Source organism: Lujinxingia vulgaris (assembly GCF_007997015.1).
Taxonomy (GTDB): domain Bacteria; phylum Myxococcota_A; class Bradymonadia; order Bradymonadales; family Bradymonadaceae; genus Lujinxingia; species Lujinxingia vulgaris.
Map to the genome: position 1 here is coordinate 79,491 of NZ_VOSM01000002.1, position 18,380 is coordinate 97,870.

13 protein-coding genes are annotated in these 18,380 nt (G+C 64.6%); all 13 read right to left on the reverse strand.

The genetic code is table 11. From position 1 onward, the window contains the following. Positions 1-467: 467 nt before the first annotated feature. Complete coding sequence (locus FRC98_RS04035; protein ID WP_146980020.1) at positions 468-4,019, reverse strand: RCC1 domain-containing protein; 3,552 nt, start codon at positions 4,017-4,019, stop codon at positions 468-470. A gap of 854 nt (positions 4,020-4,873) precedes the next feature. Continuing rightward, a complete protein-coding gene (locus tag FRC98_RS04040; protein ID WP_146980021.1) occupies positions 4,874-5,836 on the reverse strand; it encodes a hypothetical protein in 963 nt (320 codons plus the stop codon). A gap of 45 nt (positions 5,837-5,881) precedes the next feature. Beyond that, a complete protein-coding gene (locus tag FRC98_RS04045; protein ID WP_146980022.1) occupies positions 5,882-6,922 on the reverse strand; it encodes a hypothetical protein in 1,041 nt (346 codons plus the stop codon). A 717-nt stretch (positions 6,923-7,639) separates the two neighbouring features. Next, positions 7,640-8,125 carry a cupin domain-containing protein gene (locus FRC98_RS04050; protein WP_146980023.1) on the reverse strand — a complete coding sequence of 162 codons (486 nt, stop codon included), beginning with the start codon at positions 8,123-8,125 and terminating at the stop codon, positions 7,640-7,642. Between the two features lie 63 nt (positions 8,126-8,188). After that, positions 8,189-9,682 carry a phytoene desaturase family protein gene (locus FRC98_RS04055; RefSeq protein ID WP_146980024.1) on the reverse strand — a complete coding sequence of 498 codons (1,494 nt, stop codon included), beginning with the start codon at positions 9,680-9,682 and terminating at the stop codon, positions 8,189-8,191. Between the two features lie 90 nt (positions 9,683-9,772). Beyond that, positions 9,773-10,513 carry a cytidylyltransferase domain-containing protein gene (locus FRC98_RS04060; protein ID WP_146980025.1) on the reverse strand — a complete coding sequence of 247 codons (741 nt, stop codon included), beginning with the start codon at positions 10,511-10,513 and terminating at the stop codon, positions 9,773-9,775. After that, entirely contained in the window at positions 10,510-11,058 is a 549-nt protein-coding gene (locus tag FRC98_RS04065; protein WP_146980026.1) for an acyltransferase, read from the reverse strand. The genes FRC98_RS04060 and FRC98_RS04065 overlap by 4 nt, the downstream gene beginning before the upstream one ends. 157 nt (positions 11,059-11,215) lie before the next feature. After that, on the reverse strand, positions 11,216-11,827 hold the full coding sequence (locus FRC98_RS04070; protein ID WP_146980027.1) for a hypothetical protein: 612 nt from the start codon (positions 11,825-11,827) through the stop codon (positions 11,216-11,218). 131 nt (positions 11,828-11,958) lie between these two features. After that, on the reverse strand, positions 11,959-12,324 hold the full coding sequence (locus FRC98_RS04075) for a response regulator (RefSeq protein ID WP_146972808.1): 366 nt from the start codon (positions 12,322-12,324) through the stop codon (positions 11,959-11,961). 105 nt (positions 12,325-12,429) lie between these two features. Further along, on the reverse strand, positions 12,430-13,896 hold the full coding sequence (locus tag FRC98_RS04080; protein WP_146980028.1) for a methyl-accepting chemotaxis protein: 1,467 nt from the start codon (positions 13,894-13,896) through the stop codon (positions 12,430-12,432). Between the two features lie 129 nt (positions 13,897-14,025). Next, the gene (locus FRC98_RS04085) at positions 14,026-14,937 is read right to left on the reverse strand and encodes an alpha/beta fold hydrolase (protein WP_230467255.1); all 912 of its coding nucleotides are present in this window, start codon (positions 14,935-14,937) and stop codon (positions 14,026-14,028) included. Positions 14,938-15,112: 175 nt separating this feature from the next. Beyond that, entirely contained in the window at positions 15,113-15,874 is a 762-nt protein-coding gene (locus FRC98_RS04090; RefSeq protein ID WP_146980030.1) for an alpha/beta fold hydrolase, read from the reverse strand. Positions 15,875-15,900: 26 nt separating this feature from the next. After that, positions 15,901-17,985 carry a PAS domain-containing hybrid sensor histidine kinase/response regulator gene (locus tag FRC98_RS04095; protein WP_230467256.1) on the reverse strand — a complete coding sequence of 695 codons (2,085 nt, stop codon included), beginning with the start codon at positions 17,983-17,985 and terminating at the stop codon, positions 15,901-15,903. Positions 17,986-18,380: the final 395 nt, after the last annotated feature.

Sequence of the window (18,380 nt, forward strand, 5' to 3'; positions counted from 1 at the left end):
GGGGGGGAGGTGACCCGGGTAAAATGGCGTTGGCGGTACGGGTCGGGGGGGAGGTGATCCGGGTAGGATGGCGTTCGAGGTACGGGTCGGAGGGGAGGTGAGCCGGGGGGGATGGCGTTCGAGGTACGGGTCGGAGGGGAGGTGAGCCGGGGGGGATGGCGTTCGAGATACGGTCTTGGAGGGCCAGCGGAGCTCGGGTGGGGTGAAGCGTGTGGGTGGGGCAGCTGAGTCTATTTGCTGGAGCTGGAGGGGGCATTGTTGCTCGCGGGGCAGTGGATGGTGGAGGTGTAATAAATCATGAGGGGGGAGGCGGTGTGAGTTGGGGCGGTGGATGTGGTGAAAAAGAAAAAGCCCCTCGCCTGATGCGAGGGGCTTTTTGTTGGGTTGGACGGTTGTGTTGGTGTGGTGGGCTCCACGCCCGGATGTGACGGGCGGGCGTGGAGCAGGGAGGGCACACTCAGCGAGGATTAAGGCCAGGTGATTTCAATGGGACTCAACTGATCGTTCGTGGAATCGTTACCAAGCTGGCCGTATGCGTTATGTCCCCAGCATCGGATGGCGCCGGTCTCGCTAAGAGCACAGGTGTGGGCATTGCCGGCACTGACCGTGGTTGCGTCAGACATAGTGTTAACCGTGACAGGTGGGTACCGATTTTCAGTAAAGCCGTCACCAAGCTGAGCGTTCGACCCTCGTCCCCAACATCGGATGGCGCCGGTCTTGATAAGAGCACAGGTGTGGCCACCACCGGTGTCAATATTAATGACCTCAGCGAGATCCGCCACGGCGACAGGACTGGGGGTGTTTGTTTGGAAACCAGTTCCTCCACCCCACCCCCAACAAACAACAGTGCCCGTTTCGCGAGTTGCGCACGTGAACATGCTTCCGACACGGACAGTAGTGGCATCGGTGAGGCCCGAAACCATGACCGGGGTTGAATGGCTGGTGTAAGAACCGTTGCCAAGCTCACCATTCGTTCCATTTCCCCAACAGGCGACGGAGCCGTCTTCACGTAAAGCACAGGTGTGGGAACTACCTGTGCTGACGCTGATAGCATCAGATATGCCAGTTACCGACACAGGAGTCAGTGTGTGTGTTGTAGAACCATTACCCAGGCGGCCAGCACCATTATGACCCCAGCAGAGAATTGAACCGGTTTCGCGGACCGCACATGAAGACGAATTTCCAGCGCTTACGGAAACGGCATCAGCAAGGCCCGTGACTTCGACGGGCGTTGAACTGTTGTCAGAGAGCCCATTTCCCAGCCCTAGGCCACTACCCCAGCAAAGTACCGCACCGGTCTCGCGCAACGCACAGGTGTGGTTGAATCCGGCGCTGACGGCAATGGCATCGGAGATACCTGTGACTTTTACGGGAATCACGCTGTCGTTGGTGGAGTCGTTTCCTAGCTGGCCGAGCCAGTTTGCGCCCCAACACCAAATTGTACCATCTGCCTGAAGACCGCAGGTATGATTATTTCCAGCAGATACATCTACGAATGGCGAGGAGATTGTACATTTGGAGGCATTGGGACCCCGGCTTATCTGCTCGTCAGGACATGCCTCGCATTGACGGTCCATTGTCTCCGTACCATCTAAGAAGACGTATTCATCATCAACGCAAACAGTCCAAATTTCGCATTGATCGGCATTCAGATCATCCGAGTAGCTTCCTTCAAAGCAGCTGTTACAGACGCGATCTTGCGCCGCCGAAGGCTCCTCAACGACATATTCTCCAGCGAAACAATCTGTCCACGGCTCACAGCTTGTAGCATTGAGGGTGGTATTATAGGTGCCAGGTGCACAGGCGGAGCACTCATTGTTGGAGCTGGAGGTGCCGGTAGCGACTAGAATTTCACCAGGCTCACATTGGCTCCAGCTTGTACAATGCTCAGCGTTTACAATATCGCTAAAAGTTCCGGTCGCGCATGCTGTACATTCTTGGTCGGAGGAGGAGGAACCCATAATGCTGACATACTGCCCGGGGGCGCACTGGGTCCATTCGGTGCAGTTGGAGGCGTTGTCGGAGGTGGAATAGGTGCCGGTTTCACAAACTAGACATTGACGATCTTCACTACGACTGCCGTCTAGAGCGACAAACTCCCCTACACCGCAATCGGACCATTCCGTGCAACGGGAGGCGTTGTCGGACGTGGAATAGGTGCCGAATTCACAGGATGAGCATTGACGGTCTTCGGTGTCGCTACCGACTTGAGCGACAAACTCACCGGCGTCGCAGGTGGTCCATTCGACACAAGTCTCAGCGTTCTGGGTCGAGGTGAAGGTGCCACCCTCGCAAATGGTGCAAGAGCGGTCTGCGGTCGACGAACCCTCAATGTCTACAAACTGTCCGGCGTTGCAGGTGGTCCATTCGACGCAAGTTTCAGCGTTCTGGGTCGAGGTGAAGGTGCCACCTTCGCAAGTCGAGCACGCGCGGTCGGCGGTGTCAGAACCTTCGGATTCTACAAACTGTCCGGCGTCGCAGGTGGTCCATTCGACGCAAGTTTCAGCGTTCTGGGTGGAGGAGAAGGTGCCGCCTTCGCAAGCGGTGCAAGAGCGGTCGGCGGTGGAGGAGCCTTCGGCGTCGACAAATTGGCCAGCGTCGCAGGTGGTCCAGGCGGTGCAAGAATCCGCGTTCTGGGTGGTGGAGTAGGTTCCGTCAGCACAGGAGGTGCATGAGCGGTCGGCGGTCGAGGAACCTTCGAGGTCTACGAACTGTCCGGCGTCGCAGGTGGTCCACGCGTCACAGCTCGGGGCGTTCTCCGTGGACGAGAAGGTGCCGCCTTCGCAAGTCGTGCATGTGCGGTCGGCGGTCGACGAACCTTCGACGTCGACAAACTGGCCGGCGTTGCAGGTGGTCCAGGCGGTGCAGGATTCGGCGTTCTGGGTGGTGGAGTAGGTTCCGTCAGCACAGGAGGTGCACGTGCGGTCGGCCGAGGACGTTCCTTGCTCGCTGATGCGCTCACCAGGCTCGCAGGTGGTCCATGCCTCACAGCTCGGGGCGTTTTCCGCAGACGAGAAGGTGCCGCCTTCGCAAGTCGTGCAGGTCTGGTCGGAGGTCGCCGAACCTTCTGTTTCTACAAATTGGCCGGCCAGGCAGCGGGTCCAGGCCACGCAGGCGCTGGCGGGGTTGGCGTCGTGGTCCCAGGTGCCGGTGGGGCAGATCACTTCAGGGGCGTCGCCGCCGGCGCAGAAGGTTCCGGCATCGCAGGCGTCGCAGACTACCGGGGAGGTTTCGGTGGCCGCTTCGGTCTGGACGGTTCCGGCGGCGCAGGTGCCGACGTCGCTGCATTGCGTGGAGTTGGGGGCGTCGGAGTATGTACCTTCCGGGCAGAGGTCGCAGGTTTGGTCGACGCTGTCGGAGCCGTCGGCGTCGACAAATTCACCGGGGACACACTCGGTCCAGGTCTGGCAGCTTGAGGCGTTTTCCTGATCGGAGAAGGTGCCGGAGGGGCACGAGGCGCAGCTTAAGTCTTCAGTTGCGGAGCCTTCGGAATCTACAAACTGGCCCGCCGGACAGACCGACCAGCTCTGGCAGCTTGGGGCATTTTCGGTGGTGGAGAAGGTGCCCTGCTCGCAGGTCTCGCAGACTCGGTCGGAGTCCGTGGTACCGTCGGAGGCGATGAAGTCGCCGGGTTCGCATACGGTGAATGCTGAGCACGCGCCGCTGTCGTTGAGAAACTCTCCCTCAGGGCAGGTCGAGCAGACCACGTCTGTGGTGGCAGAGCCCGGCGTCGCGACGAGCTCATCGTCGGCGCATTCGCTAAAAGGGACGCAAGGGGTGGCCGGGTCGGCGTCGTCGTCCCAGGTGCCTTCGTCGCACGCTACGGGGTCGGACTCGCCACCGGGGCAGTAGGTTCCCGCCTCGCAGAGGGCGCATCCGGGGCCGGCGGCGCCCTCGTCACAATCTGGAATCTCGGCCGAAGGGTCTTCGGCGCCGCAGGCGACGGCGAAGAAGAGCATGGCGAGTAGCAGAGCGTTGCGAAGTGTTTGCGAGATGGGAGGGCGGTGGGGGGCGGTCATGGTGTGGTCCTGGGATAAATTCGGATAGTTCGCATAAGAAGGTCAGGGTTCTCGAAAGCAATAGTGGCTGGGATACAGGCACATAGCGGTGAGGGCCGGGTTTGGGTGGGCGCTAAGGGCTGGTGTGCATGCGCCGTACCGCGCCCGCGGTTTTTTCCACCCCCCTCGGGTTGATGAATGGTGGATATGTAAAGAAGCGTATAGGTGGGGGGAGGGGGATGTCAATGTCGGGGGGGGGTTGGAGTTTGGACGTGCCGGTGTTTGTGATGGCGTAAGCACGTGAATGAAAGTGCCCCTCGCCAGATGCGGGGGGCTTTTTGTTGGGCTCAGGCAGCCCGGGAGGGGGGAGGTCACCTCCCACCTCTCGGGCAGGCCGAGCCCCTCAGGGGCAGGTGGGCTGCGGCGATGGGGCACAGCCAGCTCGGTCGGAGCGCTGGCGGCGCTCGGGAGAGGCCAGGGGAGGGTGTTCGGAGCGCTGGCGGCGTAAAAAACAGGCTCGGTCAGCCCTTCGAGGGGGAGGGTACCCCCCCGGGTCGGGACAGGGGGAGGGCGGCGCGGGCAGGTGGGGTGGCGGGGTTGGGGCAGGGGGAGGGCTGTCGGAGCTCGGACGGGGCGAAGCGTGTGGGTGGGGAGGGCTGTCGGAGCTCGGACGGGGCGGGGCGTGTGAGGCGTTGGGGTTCGCGGGTTGTGGTTGGGTGGTTATGGGGCGCCGGGGTTTGCGGTGTGGGTCGATTCGAGCGTGCCGTTGGGGTTTGCGGGTTGCGAATGGAGGCTTAGCGCTCGCCGCCGGTACGCCCCGGATCCAGGGGCCAGTCGGCGTCGCTGGCGAGGTGTTGCAGCCAGTTGAGGAGTGGTTAGGAGCGGCGCAGGATGCGGTACGCGGCCACCGGGCCTACCACAAGGAGGGGGAGCGCGAGCATGACGGCGGCGATTGCCGTCGCGGCGAGGAGGACCGGGGGCGCGGAGGGTAGGGCGCCGGCGTCGAGGGACGGGGCGAGCAGGACGTGGGTGAGCACGGTGAGCGCCATCGTGGCCGACATGGCGATCATGAGCATCATCAGAGACCAGAACCCGGTGAGTAGGAAACAGACGAACATCAGACCCCAGCGTCCGGTCACCAGCTCGATGTTGCGTCGGAGCGCTTGCATGGGGCTTTTGTGCTCCAGGAAGAGAATCGCGACGTAGGGAAGCAACGCGCCGCCCAGCACGGCGGTCGTCATCGCGATGGGGATGGCCATGACCTCGGGGAGATCGAGGGCACGGGCCATAGGCTCGATCTCCCAGAGCGCCAGGTAGAAGAAGAGAGCCAGCAGCAGCGTGCCGGAGCGGTGGGGCTTCTGCGCCAGAATGGTCGTGAGGGGCGTTGAGTTTGGGCGATCGGTGTTCTGGCTGGCGAGCAGGTGGGCGCGCCCGTAGACCAAGCCAAGGGCCAGGGAGGCGACAAACTTCAGGGGGACGGCGTCGATGCAGGAGGGGGCATGCTCGGAGATCAGCGAGGCGATGAGCATGGCCAGGCCGGCGCTGGCGCCGGCGATGAGGCCCAGATCACGGCGGTTTGCGCGCCAGACTTTGCCAGCCTCATGGAGCCAGGCGTTGAGGCTGGGGGCGTGGTCTGTATCACGTGTCTTTGTGTGGAGCTGGTGCATGGCGAGGAGCAGGGCCGCGAACGCAAGGAGCGTAGCTGTGATCATGGCGCCTGCGTTTAGCCAGCCGCCCAGAAAGGCCCCGCCAACGAGAGCGCTGACGACGACCGTGAGCAGCCCCAGCTTCACGTCGGTCGAGCGCCAGATTGCGCGTAGGTCGTTCATCCAGGACATACGATTCATTTCCATTCTTCGGAGGGCGCCTTGCGCACGCTTGCCTCAGAGCGCAGCCACCGCGTCGGCTGACTCGCCGGCCCGCTTCTCGGGCGATTTTGCCTCGTTATGCTGTGTCAGGACCCGATACGTGGCCACCGGAAACACCACAAACACCGGCAGCGAATAGAAGCTCAGGAGCACCCACGCTGCGACCAAAATACCCAGGACGCCGAGCAGCGCGACCGGGGCGGCGGCGGTGCCGACGAGCATAGGGGTCAGGAGTCCGACGGTATAAATGGCCGAGACGATGAGGGCGCCTGCGGCCAGCGCGACGAAGATGAAAGCGAACCAGGTGAGCACGAGGAAGACGAACATCAGGCCCCAGCGTCCGGTCACGAGGTCGATGTTTCGTTGGAGGGCCTGAATGGGATTTTTGCGCTCCACCATGAGGATGGAGACGTAGGGGAGCATCACGCCAGTGATCAGGCCGCCGGCAATGGCCAGGGGGACGTCCATAAACTCGGGGACGCCCAGCAGCTTGTAGATATAGGCGAAGTCGAAGGCCGCGGCGTAGATCAAGACGCCGATCACCACCGTGCCGAAACGAAAGCTAGAGAGCTTTATGACGTCTTTCAGGGGCGTCGACTCGCCGCTTTCGGTGTTGTGATGGGCGAGGAGCTGGGCGGTGCCATAGACCCAGGCGATGGCGACGGCGGCGAGGATTTTCAGGGGGATGGCGTCCACGAAGGTGGGGGCGTAGGTCTTCATCACGTGGGCCGTGAGCATCCACACCCCGGCGCTGGCGGCGGCAATAAGCCCGAGATCCCAGTGGCTGGCGAGCCAGACGCGGCGGACTTCACGGAGCCAGCGTCCGAAGGCGCTTCTGGGTTCTGTGGCGGGCGTGTCGTCGTCACGTCGGCGGATCGCGAGGAAGAGCAGCCCCAGGGCGATGACGGCCACGCCCAACAACGTGATCGCGGACATCTCGCCGAGGAACGCGGAGAGCCCCGCGACTGCGACCAGCGCAAGGACGATCAGGCCGAGCTGGTTGGCTCTGGCCTTTCCGAGACGGCGCAGGGCATCGATCCATTCTTTTGAATCCATCACGTCTCCTTGAGGGGGGCTGCGGCGTTTCAGCGTAGGTGTGGGGAGAGGGTAGCGAGCGGAGGCGGGGGAGACAAATGGAGGGGTTGGGAGGTGCGCGGTGTGGGTCGATTCGGGCGGGGCGTTGGGGTTTGCGGGTTGTGGTTGGGTGGTTGGGTGGTTGGGTGGTTGTGGGGCCTGGGAGGTGCGCGGTGTGGGTCGATTCGGGAGGACCACCGGGGTACGCGGGTGTGCCGACCGCCGCAGGTCGACGCTGGCAGCGTCGCTGCGTCGTCGCGGTAGCGCTGCTACTCGCTCCTCCTGGCTCCTTGCCAATCGTCGCCCTGGATGCCGGTCGGGTTGGGGGGGGAGAAGTAAAGGTAGGTGGATTTTGGGAGATGCCCATGATGCGGTGCAGGTAGTCGGGCTTGATCTCGGGCTCCGGCTCGGGCTCGTAGCTGGTACTGGTGCTCGTCCTCGTACTCGTCCTCGTAGCTGGTACTGGTGCTCGTACTCGTAGCTGGTACTGGTGCTCGTACTCGTAGCGGGCACTGGTGCTCGAACTCGTGCGCCGCCGGCCGTACACACGAATCGACCAACGCCGCGAACCGCCGGCGCCCCACAACCACCTAACCACAAACCTCCCAATCCCCGCGGACCTCCCGAGTCTCTCAACCACCTAACCACACCGAGAGCCCGCCAACACCCGCACGAACCTCCCCACCCCCGTGAACCCCCTCACCCCTCGGCCATCTCAAAGTCCTGAAAATCAAAGCCGGGGACGACCACGCACGCCATCAGCGCGTAGCCGGCGGGGCCGGGCTGGGGGTGGGCGCTCTGCCAGTGGCCGGCGGGGACGAGGGCCTGCAGGCGGAGCTCGGAGGTGGGGCCGAGTGTGAGGGTGCTCAGGCGGCTTTCGTCGGGGGCTTTGATGCGCAGGGTGAGCGGGTCGCCCATCAGGTGGAACCAGAGCTCGTCGGAGCTGACGCGGTGGCGTTTGGAGTGCTGGTGGCTTTTGAGGAGGTAGTAGATGGCGGTGCCGGCCTGGCGGCGGCCGTCTTTGCCGGGGAGGACCTCGGGGGGAAGGGTGATGGAGGAGCGCCAGGTTTCTGAGTAAAAACCGCCCTCGGGGTGGGGTTTGAGGGCATGGCGGGCGATGAGCTCGTCGGCGGTGGGTTTTTCAAACTTTTCGGTGCGGTTGATGGTTTCGGCGCGGTCGGGCATGGGTGGATCCTCATATCGGGTAAAAAGCGGAAGCCAGGGGCTCGTGTGGAGCGCGAAGCGCGATCATCGAGCGGATTTGAAAATATGCTCTGCGGTGCGCAGGCCGCCAAGGGCCACGGCCAGGGTGCTTTGCCCGGGGAAGGCGGTGTCGCCGACGAGGTAGAGGTTTTTGGCGACCTGCTGGGGGCCGAGGTCGCGGTAGTGGTGCAGGCCTTTTACGCGAGGGATGCCGCCGACATAGCCGCCGGGGCGGCCGGTGAAGCGCTCGAAGGTGCGAGGGCTGCCGGTCATCTCGAAGAGGGTGGCGCGGGCAAGCTCGGGGGCGCGTAGCTGGAGGGTCTGGCGCATGCGATCTTGCACGGATTGGGTGTAGGCGGCGCGCTCCTCGGGGCTTGCGCCCAGGTAGCGGCGCATGTCGACGTGGGTGGAGACGGTGACGACGCGCTGGCCCTCGGGGGCGCGATCGCGCTCATCGGCGCCGCTGACCGAGCAGAAGATGTGGTTGCCTTCCTGGAAGGGGCGGTGGGGGTCGTCGACGAGTTCGAGGTGGAAGGCCTCCTGGCGGGCGATGCGCTGGCGGTCGACGCCCAGGTAGAGCATGGCGGCGCCCCAGCCGCCTTCGACGGCGCGCTGTTTGCGGTGGAGTGAGGGGCTTGCGAGCGCGGGGTCGGCCAGGAGCTTCAGCAGGGCCGAGGGCAGGAGGTTGGCGATGACGTGACGGGCGCGCAGGGTGTGGCGGCGGCTCTCGACGAGCCAGTGGTCGTGCTCGCGGGAGATGCGGCGCACGGCGTCGGCCATCAAGACCTGGCCGCCGAGGTTTTCGACGGCGTCGGAGAGGGCGCTGGCGAGCTGGCCGATGCCGCCGTGGATGTGGCCGGTGCCGCGAAAGAAGTAGTCCATGGCGGCCAGGGCGAAGGGGGCTTCGGCCTCGTCGGCGCTGGCCTGGACGGTGATCTGGCAGACGGCGTTGAGGTAGGTGCGCAGGGGCAAAAAGTTCTGGAGGTCAAAGCGTTTGAGAAGATCGCCCACCGAGCGCCCCACCGCGCCCAGGAGCACCAGGTAGCCCGGGGAGCGGGCGATGTGGCGCAGGAGGTTGGAAGGGTTGAAAGGGGGGAGGAGCGTGGGGTCGTCAAAGAGCTGCCAGAGGGCGTCGGCGACGCGCTTCTGGTAGGCGAAGAAGCGTCGGATGGCCTCGGCCGGGGCGCCGGGAAGGGCGCAGAAGGAGGCGGTCAGCGCGTCGCGATCGCTGGAGATGGGGAGATTAAGGTCGGGGGCGCGCAGGGTGACGAGCGGGTCCATGCTCTCAAAGCGCACCGGAAGGTTGTGGCGCTTAATCCAGCGGTCAAAGAGCTGGCCTTCGCCAAAGCCGCTGAAGAGGGTGGCGCCGGACTCAAAGCGGTAGCCGCGGCGGCGGAAGGTGCTGGCGCAGCCGCCCGGGTAGGTCAGCCGCTCGAAGATGGCGAGTGAGGCGCCGCGTTCGGCCAGGGTCAGCGCGGCGCTCAGGCCGCCAAAACCGGCGCCGATGACGATGGCGTCCAAAACATCGGGGGTGTTCATGGGGATTTACTGCCGACTGCGGGGGAAGGGAGGGGGGGAGGAGCGTGTCGGCAGAAGAGGTAGGCACCGGGGAGCGATGGCAAGGGGGCGTCAGGGGCTCGTGTGCGAGCGCGCTAAGGTGTGGGAGAGGGAGGGGGGAGGGTGGATGAGCTGCAGGAGCCTGGCGAGGTCGTAGTCGGTGTGAGGGCCCTGCATGCGGGCGACGAGTGTGCGGGCGAAGATAAGATCAGAGAGCTCGTCGATGGCCAGGTGCAGGCCGGCGGCTTCAGGGTGGTGGGTGTTGTAGAGGTAGAGGCGCCGGCCGAGGTGGGGGCGCTGGTAGAGGGCGAGTGTGACGTGTTCGAGGTGTTCCTGGCGGGTGAGGTGGTTGAGGTGTCGGATGTAGAAGGCGGTGCGGAGGATCTCGATGCTCATGCCGGCGGGGAAGGTGCGGCCGTTGACGTTGCTCAGAAAGTCGAGGCGATCGTCTCTGGCGATGTCGATCATCTGACGCAGGGTGGGGATGTCGACAAAGGCGTTATCCCCGTTGATGCGCGTGGCAAAGTCGAAGCCGGCGGTGCGGGCGGCGCCGGCGAAGCGTCCGGCCACATCATGAAGATCGCCGCGGTAGCAGCTTACGCCCGAGGCGTCGCAGAAGCGGGCGATGGGGTCGTCGGAGGGTTCCACCGAGGTGGCCACGACGATGTCGTCGAGGGGGAGGGCTTTGGCCAGGCGTTCGATGACAAAGCCGAGCAGGGGGCGGCCCCCCAGGGGCATCAGGGCTTTTCCGGGGAGGCGACTTGAGGAGAATCGGCTCAAGACAACGGCGCCGACGCGGGGTTGGGTGATCATTTGCGCTCTCCCAGGGTTTTTGCGGGCACGCCGCCGACGATGGCGTAGGGGGCGACGTCGCGGCGCACGATCGCGCCGGCGGCCACGATGGCGCCTTTGCCGATGCGCACGCCTTTGAGGATTTTGGCGCCGGCGCCGATCCAGACGTCGTCTTCGATGACGATGGCCTGCGCCTCGTTGGGCTGGGTGTGGATGGGGGCGTCGCGGCGGGCCTGGTGATCGCTGTCGACGATGTAGACGAAGGGCGCGATCAGGCAGCCCCGGCCGATGGTTATGCCGGCCGATGCGAAGAGGTAGGTGTGGTAGCCGATCGAGCAGTCCTGGCCGATGCGAATATGGGCCCGGGGGTTGCAGGCGCAGAGTTTGGCGCCTTCTTTGAGGACGGTACGCGCGCCGATGTGGATGTTGGCCGGGTAGCGCATCAGGGCGACGTTGCGATCCAGGAAGACGTCTGTGCCCAGGTAGCCCAGGGTGGGTTTGTGGCGCAGCCAGCGCAGGCGGTGGATGAGGCGAAAGCGCAGGTGCTGGCGCATTTGATTGCTCATGGCGACCTCCCGTGGAGGGGGCAGCAGGTCTGCCGGAGGTCATCTACGAGCGTCCCCCGGCGACGATGTCGCATAGCCTAAAACTACCCACGCCGGCCGGAGCGCAAAGCTCGGGCCGGCGTGTGGGTGGGGCCGGGAGGTTGTGGGGCGGTGCAGATCAGAGCTCGGGCGCGACTTCTTCTGCGGCGTCGCCTTCGGGGGTGACTTCGTCGGCGGGGTCGCCCTCGGGGGACTCGCCAGGCAGGGCGGGCTCAGCAGGCTCGGTGGGCTCAGCAGGTTCGGTGGGCTCAGCAGGCTCGGCGGGCTCGGTCTCGGCCGGGGGCGGCACGATATCAAATGCGCCGGAGGTCACCTGTTTGAAGTCCAGGCCCACGGGCATCTCGATGGGGGTGGTGAAGCGGTAGCGGCCCGGCTCAAGGCCCACCGGGTTGAAGGCGGCCTCGCGCACGCCGCCGGGGTTGACGAGCACGGCTTCGCTGGTGGCGTCGCAGCTGAGCCAGTCGGGGGTGAGGTCGGAGGGCTGCCATTCTCCAGCGGTCTCGATGTGCAGGGTGGCCTGGCAGAGGTTGACCTTGAGGGGGCGCTGGGCCTTGTTTTCCAGGCGCAGCACCAGGTTGCCCTCGGTGGTGGGTGCGGTGCTCAGGTTGACGGCCTGGAGCTCCGACTGGGCGGTGCCGGTGTCGGTCTGCGGGGTGGCGCAGGCCATCAGGCCGCCGGAGAGCAGGGCGGTGGACGTGAGCAGGGCGGTCAAAAGCTGGCGCGTTCGCATACACACTCCTTTCAACAAGGTGGGGGATGGGCGGGGCAGGGAAAACACCTACATCAAGGCGAAAAAAAACGCCCGCCGCGGGAGCGGAGGGCGCTTTGAAGAAGGCCCGCGTGGGAGCCTTTCAAAGATGCTCAGCCTTCGAGGAAGGCGTTCATCTTGCCGAGCAGGCGCTCGATGTCGACCGGCTTGGTCTCGAAGTCGTCGCAGCCGATGTCCAGCGCCTTGGTGCGATCGCTCTCCAGGGCGTGGGCGGTCAGGGCGATGAGCGGGATCTTGGCGGTGGGGCCGTGGGCCTTGATCTGGCGGGTGGCTTCCCAGCCGTCCATCACCGGAAGGCTCAGATCCATCAGGATGAGATCGGGCGCTTCGCTGCGGCTCATGTTGACGGCTTCCTGGCCATCGGTGGCCACGGCCACGGTGAAGCCGCGGCGCTGGAGGCGACGGGCCAACATGTCGCGGTTCATTTCGTTGTCTTCTACGAGGAGGATCTTCGCCATTGAACTACTCTCGTTAAACGTGGTCGATGTTACTCTTTTTAAACTTAGGAGGAGCCCACGGCCTTCCCGTAAGAAGGGCTTCTGGCTCCCCGAGATCGGGTGTCATCAGTGTGCGGTGTGCAGGTTCACCGCGGGCTCGGGCGCCTCGACTTTCCAGCGCTCCACGCCGTGGCGGTCACCGACGTCGAACCGCTCTACCATTTCTCGCAGGGATTCCGAAAGGGTCGCAAGCTCAGAAGCGGTCACGGTGACCTGACGGATGCCGGCCACCGAGTTGGTGACCAGGCGAGAGAGGTCTTCCATGGCGCGATTGACCTCACCGGTGTTTTCGCGCTGGTCCTGAGTAACCACCTTGATTTTTGTGGCAACCTCTGTGGTCTCCTCCGAGCGATCGAGACCCTCCTGGCAGGCCACCGCGGTGGTGCGGGCGCTGTCCTGAATATCGCCGACGAGGCTCTTGATGGCGCCGACCGACTCCATGGTGTTCTCGGCCAGGCGGCGCATCTCGTTGGCGACGAGCGCAAAGCCCTTGCCGGCTTCACCGGCGCGGGCGCCTTCCAGGCTGGCGTTGAGCGCCAGGAGGTCGGAGCGGTCGGCGATGCTCTTGATGAGCTTGAGGATCTCGGAGATGCGCTCGCTGTGCTGGTTGAGCTCCTGGATGTGGGAGCCGATCTGACGGTTTTTCTGGCAGGTGTCTTCGGCGGCGCGGGAGACCTGGCGGGCGCTGTCGGCGATGGCGTCGGAGGAGTTGAAGAGGCCTTCGACGGTGAGCTGGGTCTGGCGAATCTTGGCGGCCTGATGCTGGGCGGACTGCTCGTGCTGGTGGAGCACCTGGAGCATCTCTTCGGTGGAGGTGGCCACGTGCAGGGCGCTGCGCATGATCTCTTCAACCACCTCGCGCAGGCCGGTGACCATTTCGTTGAAGACGTTGGTGAGGTCGCCGTCGCCCTCGACCTGGCTGGTGAGGTCGCCGCCGGCGATCTGGCGGGCGCGGCCGGCCAGGTTTCGCAGGTTGTGCACCATCATCCCAAAGGAATCCCCCAACTCGCCGGGCAGCTCCTCGTCGAGGGCCGGGTTGAAGAGCTGGTCGTTGGCGATGATGTAGGCTTTGACGGTGAGGCGGCGCAGCTGGTTGGTGAGCTGGGCGAAGCTGCGGTTGAGATCGCCCTGGCTGGCGCTGGCGGGCAGATCAACCGCCGAGAGCTGGCCGGTCTCGAGCACCTTGCTCTGGAGCTGGCGCACGCCGATGTAGCCGTTGGCAAGCTCGGTGGCCTCTTCGCTGAGCATGCGCAGCTGGGTCAGGAGCTGGTTGACGGCGGTGGCCATGCGGCCGACCTCACCGTCGAGGTTGAGCGTGAGGCGGGGCTGGGTGAGATCGCCCTGGGCCAGGCGCTCGACCGCGTCGATGACCTCCCCGTAGGGGTTGAGGACCGAGCGGGTGTAGGCGATGGCGGCCAGGCCCCCGAGCGCCACGAGCGCGGCTGCAACATACGCGCCCTGGGCCAGCGCGGCCCCCGCGCCGATGACGGCGACCCCGCCGATGACTCCAGCGATCTTTTTCCAACTGCTCATCTGGTGGTCCCTAAACGCAATGCTGCGATACAAAAACGCCCGACCCTCACGCAACTTCAGTGGGCCGGGCAGTGCGGCCCGGAGCTCAGTGATGAGCTCCAGGCCGGCATTATGCAGCAGGTAAAGCTTTCAGTCGAGGCCGCTGATGAAGGCGTCGAGGTGGGCGGCGCTGGAGGCCGGATCTTCAACGAAGAGGTAGTGGCCGCTGCCCGGGAAGTACTGCACCTGGCTGTTGGCAATGAGATCGCCGACGGCGGCCTGGAGCAGGGGCGGGTTCATGAAGGGATCGTCGGAGACGAGGATCAGCGTCTCGGTGCCGATTTTGTGGAGCTTGTCGGCGAAGTCGGCGCCGGTCCAGGAGTCGAGGCTCTGGCGGATGGCCTTGGGAAGCACGCCGGAGGCGTCGGCGGCCATCGCGGCGAAATCGTCGGGCTGAATGTCCACGCTGGAGATCTGGATGATCAGCTCTTGCAGCGAGGTGTCGTAGGCGGCCGCCGCGAAGAGATCATAGCTTTCGGGGGGCAGCGGGAAGCCGGAGGCGGGCACCGGGCTCATCAGGATCAGGCCTTTGAGCTGGTCGTCGTATTTGGTGGCGTAGAGCTGGGCCAGCGCCCCGCCCATGGAGTGTCCGGCGAGCACGAAGTCGGAGGCGCCGGAGTCTTTGACGACGGCTTCGATGTCCTTGATGTAGTTCTGGAGCGGGTAGCCCGCCGGGGGCTTCGAGGAGAGGCCGCTGCCGCGCAGATCGGGCACGATCAGACGGTAGTCCGGGCCGGCCATCTCCTCGATGAGGTTGTCGTAGACGGCGCCGGAGACCATCCAGCCGTGCACGAGCACGACATCCTGGGGGCCGTCGCCGATGACGCGGTAGGCGATGTCTTTCTGATCCTTGGTACGCGCGTAGCGAAGCTCGGCTTCTTCCCCCAGCGACTGCGCGATCTGCGAGCTGGTGTCGTCCGGGGCGGGCTGCTCCCCACAGCCCACGATGCCTGCCATCCCCACCACCAACGAGAGCGCTGCGATCTTCATCGTGTTTTTCATTGTCGTACTCCTTTTCGAACACATGAATCGACAAACCAATCAAGGGGCACCAACGACGGTCCAACATGTCGTCGGTGATGAGCGCCGTGCCGGATCAGACCATAAAGCCTCGCGTCTTAAGGGTTTTTTGAAGGGCTCCCCGCAGCGGGGGAGCCCGAGGGTATGAACTCGAAGATCAGTAGAAGTCGTTGAGGACGGCGGCCAGCTCGCCGCTACGCTCGATCTGCGGGTAGTGCCCGGCCCCGGCGACGACGGCGAAGGAGGCGTTTTTGATGGGCTCGACGACGGCCGCTTTGAGGAAGTCGTGGGGAAGGAAAGGATCGTCGGAGCCGACGACCAGCGTGGTGGCCTCAATCTTCTCAAGGCAGCCTTCGATGCCGCCGCCGGTCCAGCTCTCGTAAGACTGACGGATGCAGTCGGCGGGAATCGTCATGGCGTCGTCGAGCATCTCGTCGAGCGCGCCCTCGGGAAGATCGAGGGTGGCCATGCCAATGATGGCGCTGAGCATCTCGCGTTTTTCGCCGGCGTTGATAAAGAGCTCGTGGGCTTCGGGCGGAAGCTGCATGCCGCTCGCGGGTACCGGGGTGACGAGCGCGAGTTTTTTGACCTTTTCGGGGTGGGTCGCCGCATAGAGCTGGGCGATCTGGCCACCCATCGAGTGGCCCAGGAGGTTAAAGGAGGAGGCGCCGGCGTCTTGAACGATGGCGTCGACATCGGCGACGTAATCCTCCAGGTGGTAGGTGTCGCAGGAGGCGGAGTGGCCGGCGCCGCGATGATCGGGGATGATCACGCGGAAGCGCTTGTCGAGCAGGGGGAGGAGTCGGTTGAAGACCGCGCCGGAGACCATCCAGCCGTGCACGAGCACGAGATCTTCGGAGCCCTCGCCGTGGATGTGGTAGGCGAGGGTGCGGCCGTCTTTCTGAAGCGTCTTCTTCATGGCGACTCCTTGTGGGGTGTTGGGGGTTAGATACGTACCTTCGTGGTGGTGCCACCGAGGCCGATGACGTCCATGACTTCGGTCATGACCTCTTCGATGGAGCGAACGTTTTTACTGAGAATGCGGGAGACCGAGCGGCGCAGCCGGGCGGTCTCGGCGGCGTCGAGGTCCATGGCGGTCACCACCACGATGGGGATGTCTTTCCAGCGGGGCTCCTGGCGCATGATCTCGGCGACCTCAAAGCCGTCCATCTCGGGCATCATCAGGTCGAGGATCACCACATCGGGGCGCTCCTCATCGAGATATTCCAGTGCAAGCTTGCCATTGGCGGCGGTATCCACGCGCCAGCCGGCGTTGCGCAGGTGGCGGGAGATCATCTCGCGGATGGCCGGCTCATCTTCGACGACCAGCGCGCTGGCGCCCTCTTCGGGGTGAAAACGCGAGAGGGTCTTGAGCAGGCGATCGCGCTGGATGGGCTTGACCAGATAATCGGTGGCGCCGAGCGCAAAGCCAATGTTGCGGTCGTCGATCATCGAGACCATCACCACCGGGATATGCTCCAGGCCGGCCTGAGATTTGAGCGTGGAGAGCACGCTCCAGCCGTCGCGGCCGGGCATCATCACATCGAGGGTGATGACGTCGGGGTGCTGCTCGCGAGCGAGCTCCAGTCCCTGGTCGCCGGAGTAGGCCGAGATGAGCTCGAAGCCGCGGGGTGCCAGGATGCGGTGGATGAGCTCGTGGACGTTGGGGTCGTCGTCGATGATGAGGACGCGGGGGCCGCGCGGGGCGCCCGGGTCGAGGGTGCCGCTCTCAAAGTCGGGGCGCCAGACCACGCTGGAAGACTCATTGAGGCCGGCCGGATCGGCCGAGGGGATTTTTACGCGGAAGGTGGTGCCCTGGCCCGGCTGGCTCTCGACCTCGATGTGGCCGCCCATCATCTCGCAAAATCGTTTGCAGATGGTCAGGCCCAGGCCGGTGCCGCCGTGGCGGCGGGTGGTGGACTCGTCGGCCTGGGTGAAGGGCTGGAAGAGGCGCTCGATCTTGTCGGCGGAGATTCCCATGCCGCTGTCGATGACCTCCAGGCACACCCCGGCGCTGCCGTGGAGGGTGGCCGGGGAGGTGACCAGGCGGATGGAGCCCTTCTCGGTGAATTTGACGGCGTTGCCCATCAGGTTGAGCAGGACCTGCTTGAGCTTGGTGCGGTCGGCGACCAGGTCGCCGCGGTAGTGGCTGGAGAGCTCGATGTGGTTGCCGCTCTTTCGGGCCAGGGGATCGATGGTGTCGACGACCTCCTGGACGAGGTGCTCCAGGTCGAAGCTCTCGTTGAAGAGCTCCATCTTGCCGGCCTCGACTTTGGAGAGGTCGAGGATGTCGTTGATCAGTGAGAGCAGGTGGTTGGCCGAGGCGTGGACCTTGCCCAGATCGCGGGCGATGCTGGCGATATCGAGGGCGTCGACACCGTGGCCGAGATCTTCCTGGATGAGCTCGGTGTAGCCGATGACGGCGTTGAGCGGGGTGCGCAGCTCGTGGCTCATGTTGGCCAGAAAGGCGCTCTTGGCGCGGCTGGCCTCCAGGGCGCGCTGCTCAGCCTCGGTGCGCTCTTCGACCTCGGTCTGGAGGCGCGCGTTGATCTCGACGAGCTGTTCGGTGCGCTCGGCCACGCGGCGCTCAAGCTCATCGCGGGCCTGGCGCAGCTCTTCTTCCATCTCTTTGCGCGTGGAGATGTCCTGGATGGCCACCAGCGAGCCCCACTGGGTGCCGTCGGCCTCGCGCATGGGCTTGGCGGAGACGAGCGTCCACAGGCCGCTGCCGTCGCGGTGGGCGAACTGATGGTCGAACATCTCGGCGACGCCCTCTTTGCGGCGCGCCAGGTTCTCGCGGGCACGCTGAGCCCACTTCTCGGTCATGAAGTCGAAGAGGGTCTTGCCGACCATCTCCTCCTGCGCATACCCGAGCATGCTCGCCATGCTGATGTTGGCGTAAACGATCTCGCCATCCATCCTGCACACCAGGATGCCGTCGTTGATCGTCTCGACAATCGTCTCAAAAGGCAGGTCCCCACCCTGCGGCCCCGGAATCGAGATGCGTGTCGCGTCGTCGCGATCAGCCATACGCTCGTCCCAATGCGCGCAGCGCGTCCGCGTCAACGCGAAGGTGCTGTCGGTCAGGGCGCGGGCAGCAATGGATATGCTCCCGCGCGCAGGTTGTGTGATGCTCGGTCGATCTTCACTATCCGGGATTGCAGAGGAGGGTGGCAAGGGGGAAATGACCCGCCCGAGGTAGGTGCCCAGGGGGTGGGGCGTATAGGGGGAAGCTAATCTCGGAGGCGGAAGGACGAAAACGCAAAAGGGGAAAGACCGCGAAATTTCGCGGGTTCTGCGAATTCTGAAGGGACGCGGCGGGTTCTCAAAGCGGTGTCTGCAAGGCGCAAAAAACGCGCTTGTGAATAGTTGTAAATGAAGATCGCCGATACCCCCGCGCCGGGCGTCCTGTAAGAAGAGGGTCA

Coding starts and splice junctions, on each gene's coding strand:
- FRC98_RS04035 (WP_146980020.1), bottom strand. CDS start 4,019: ATGACCGCCCCCCACCGCCCTCCCATCTCGCAAACACTTCGCAACGCT.
- FRC98_RS04040 (WP_146980021.1), bottom strand. CDS start 5,836: ATGTCCTGGATGAACGACCTACGCGCAATCTGGCGCTCGACCGACGTG.
- FRC98_RS04045 (WP_146980022.1), bottom strand. CDS start 6,922: ATGGATTCAAAAGAATGGATCGATGCCCTGCGCCGTCTCGGAAAGGCC.
- FRC98_RS04050 (WP_146980023.1), bottom strand. CDS start 8,125: ATGCCCGACCGCGCCGAAACCATCAACCGCACCGAAAAGTTTGAAAAA.
- FRC98_RS04055 (WP_146980024.1), bottom strand. CDS start 9,682: ATGAACACCCCCGATGTTTTGGACGCCATCGTCATCGGCGCCGGTTTT.
- FRC98_RS04060 (WP_146980025.1), bottom strand. CDS start 10,513: ATGATCACCCAACCCCGCGTCGGCGCCGTTGTCTTGAGCCGATTCTCC.
- FRC98_RS04065 (WP_146980026.1), bottom strand. CDS start 11,058: ATGAGCAATCAAATGCGCCAGCACCTGCGCTTTCGCCTCATCCACCGC.
- FRC98_RS04070 (WP_146980027.1), bottom strand. CDS start 11,827: ATGCGAACGCGCCAGCTTTTGACCGCCCTGCTCACGTCCACCGCCCTG.
- FRC98_RS04075 (WP_146972808.1), bottom strand. CDS start 12,324: ATGGCGAAGATCCTCCTCGTAGAAGACAACGAAATGAACCGCGACATG.
- FRC98_RS04080 (WP_146980028.1), bottom strand. CDS start 13,896: ATGAGCAGTTGGAAAAAGATCGCTGGAGTCATCGGCGGGGTCGCCGTC.
- FRC98_RS04085 (WP_230467255.1), bottom strand. CDS start 14,937: ATGAAAAACACGATGAAGATCGCAGCGCTCTCGTTGGTGGTGGGGATG.
- FRC98_RS04090 (WP_146980030.1), bottom strand. CDS start 15,874: ATGAAGAAGACGCTTCAGAAAGACGGCCGCACCCTCGCCTACCACATC.
- FRC98_RS04095 (WP_230467256.1), bottom strand. CDS start 17,985: ATGGCTGATCGCGACGACGCGACACGCATCTCGATTCCGGGGCCGCAG.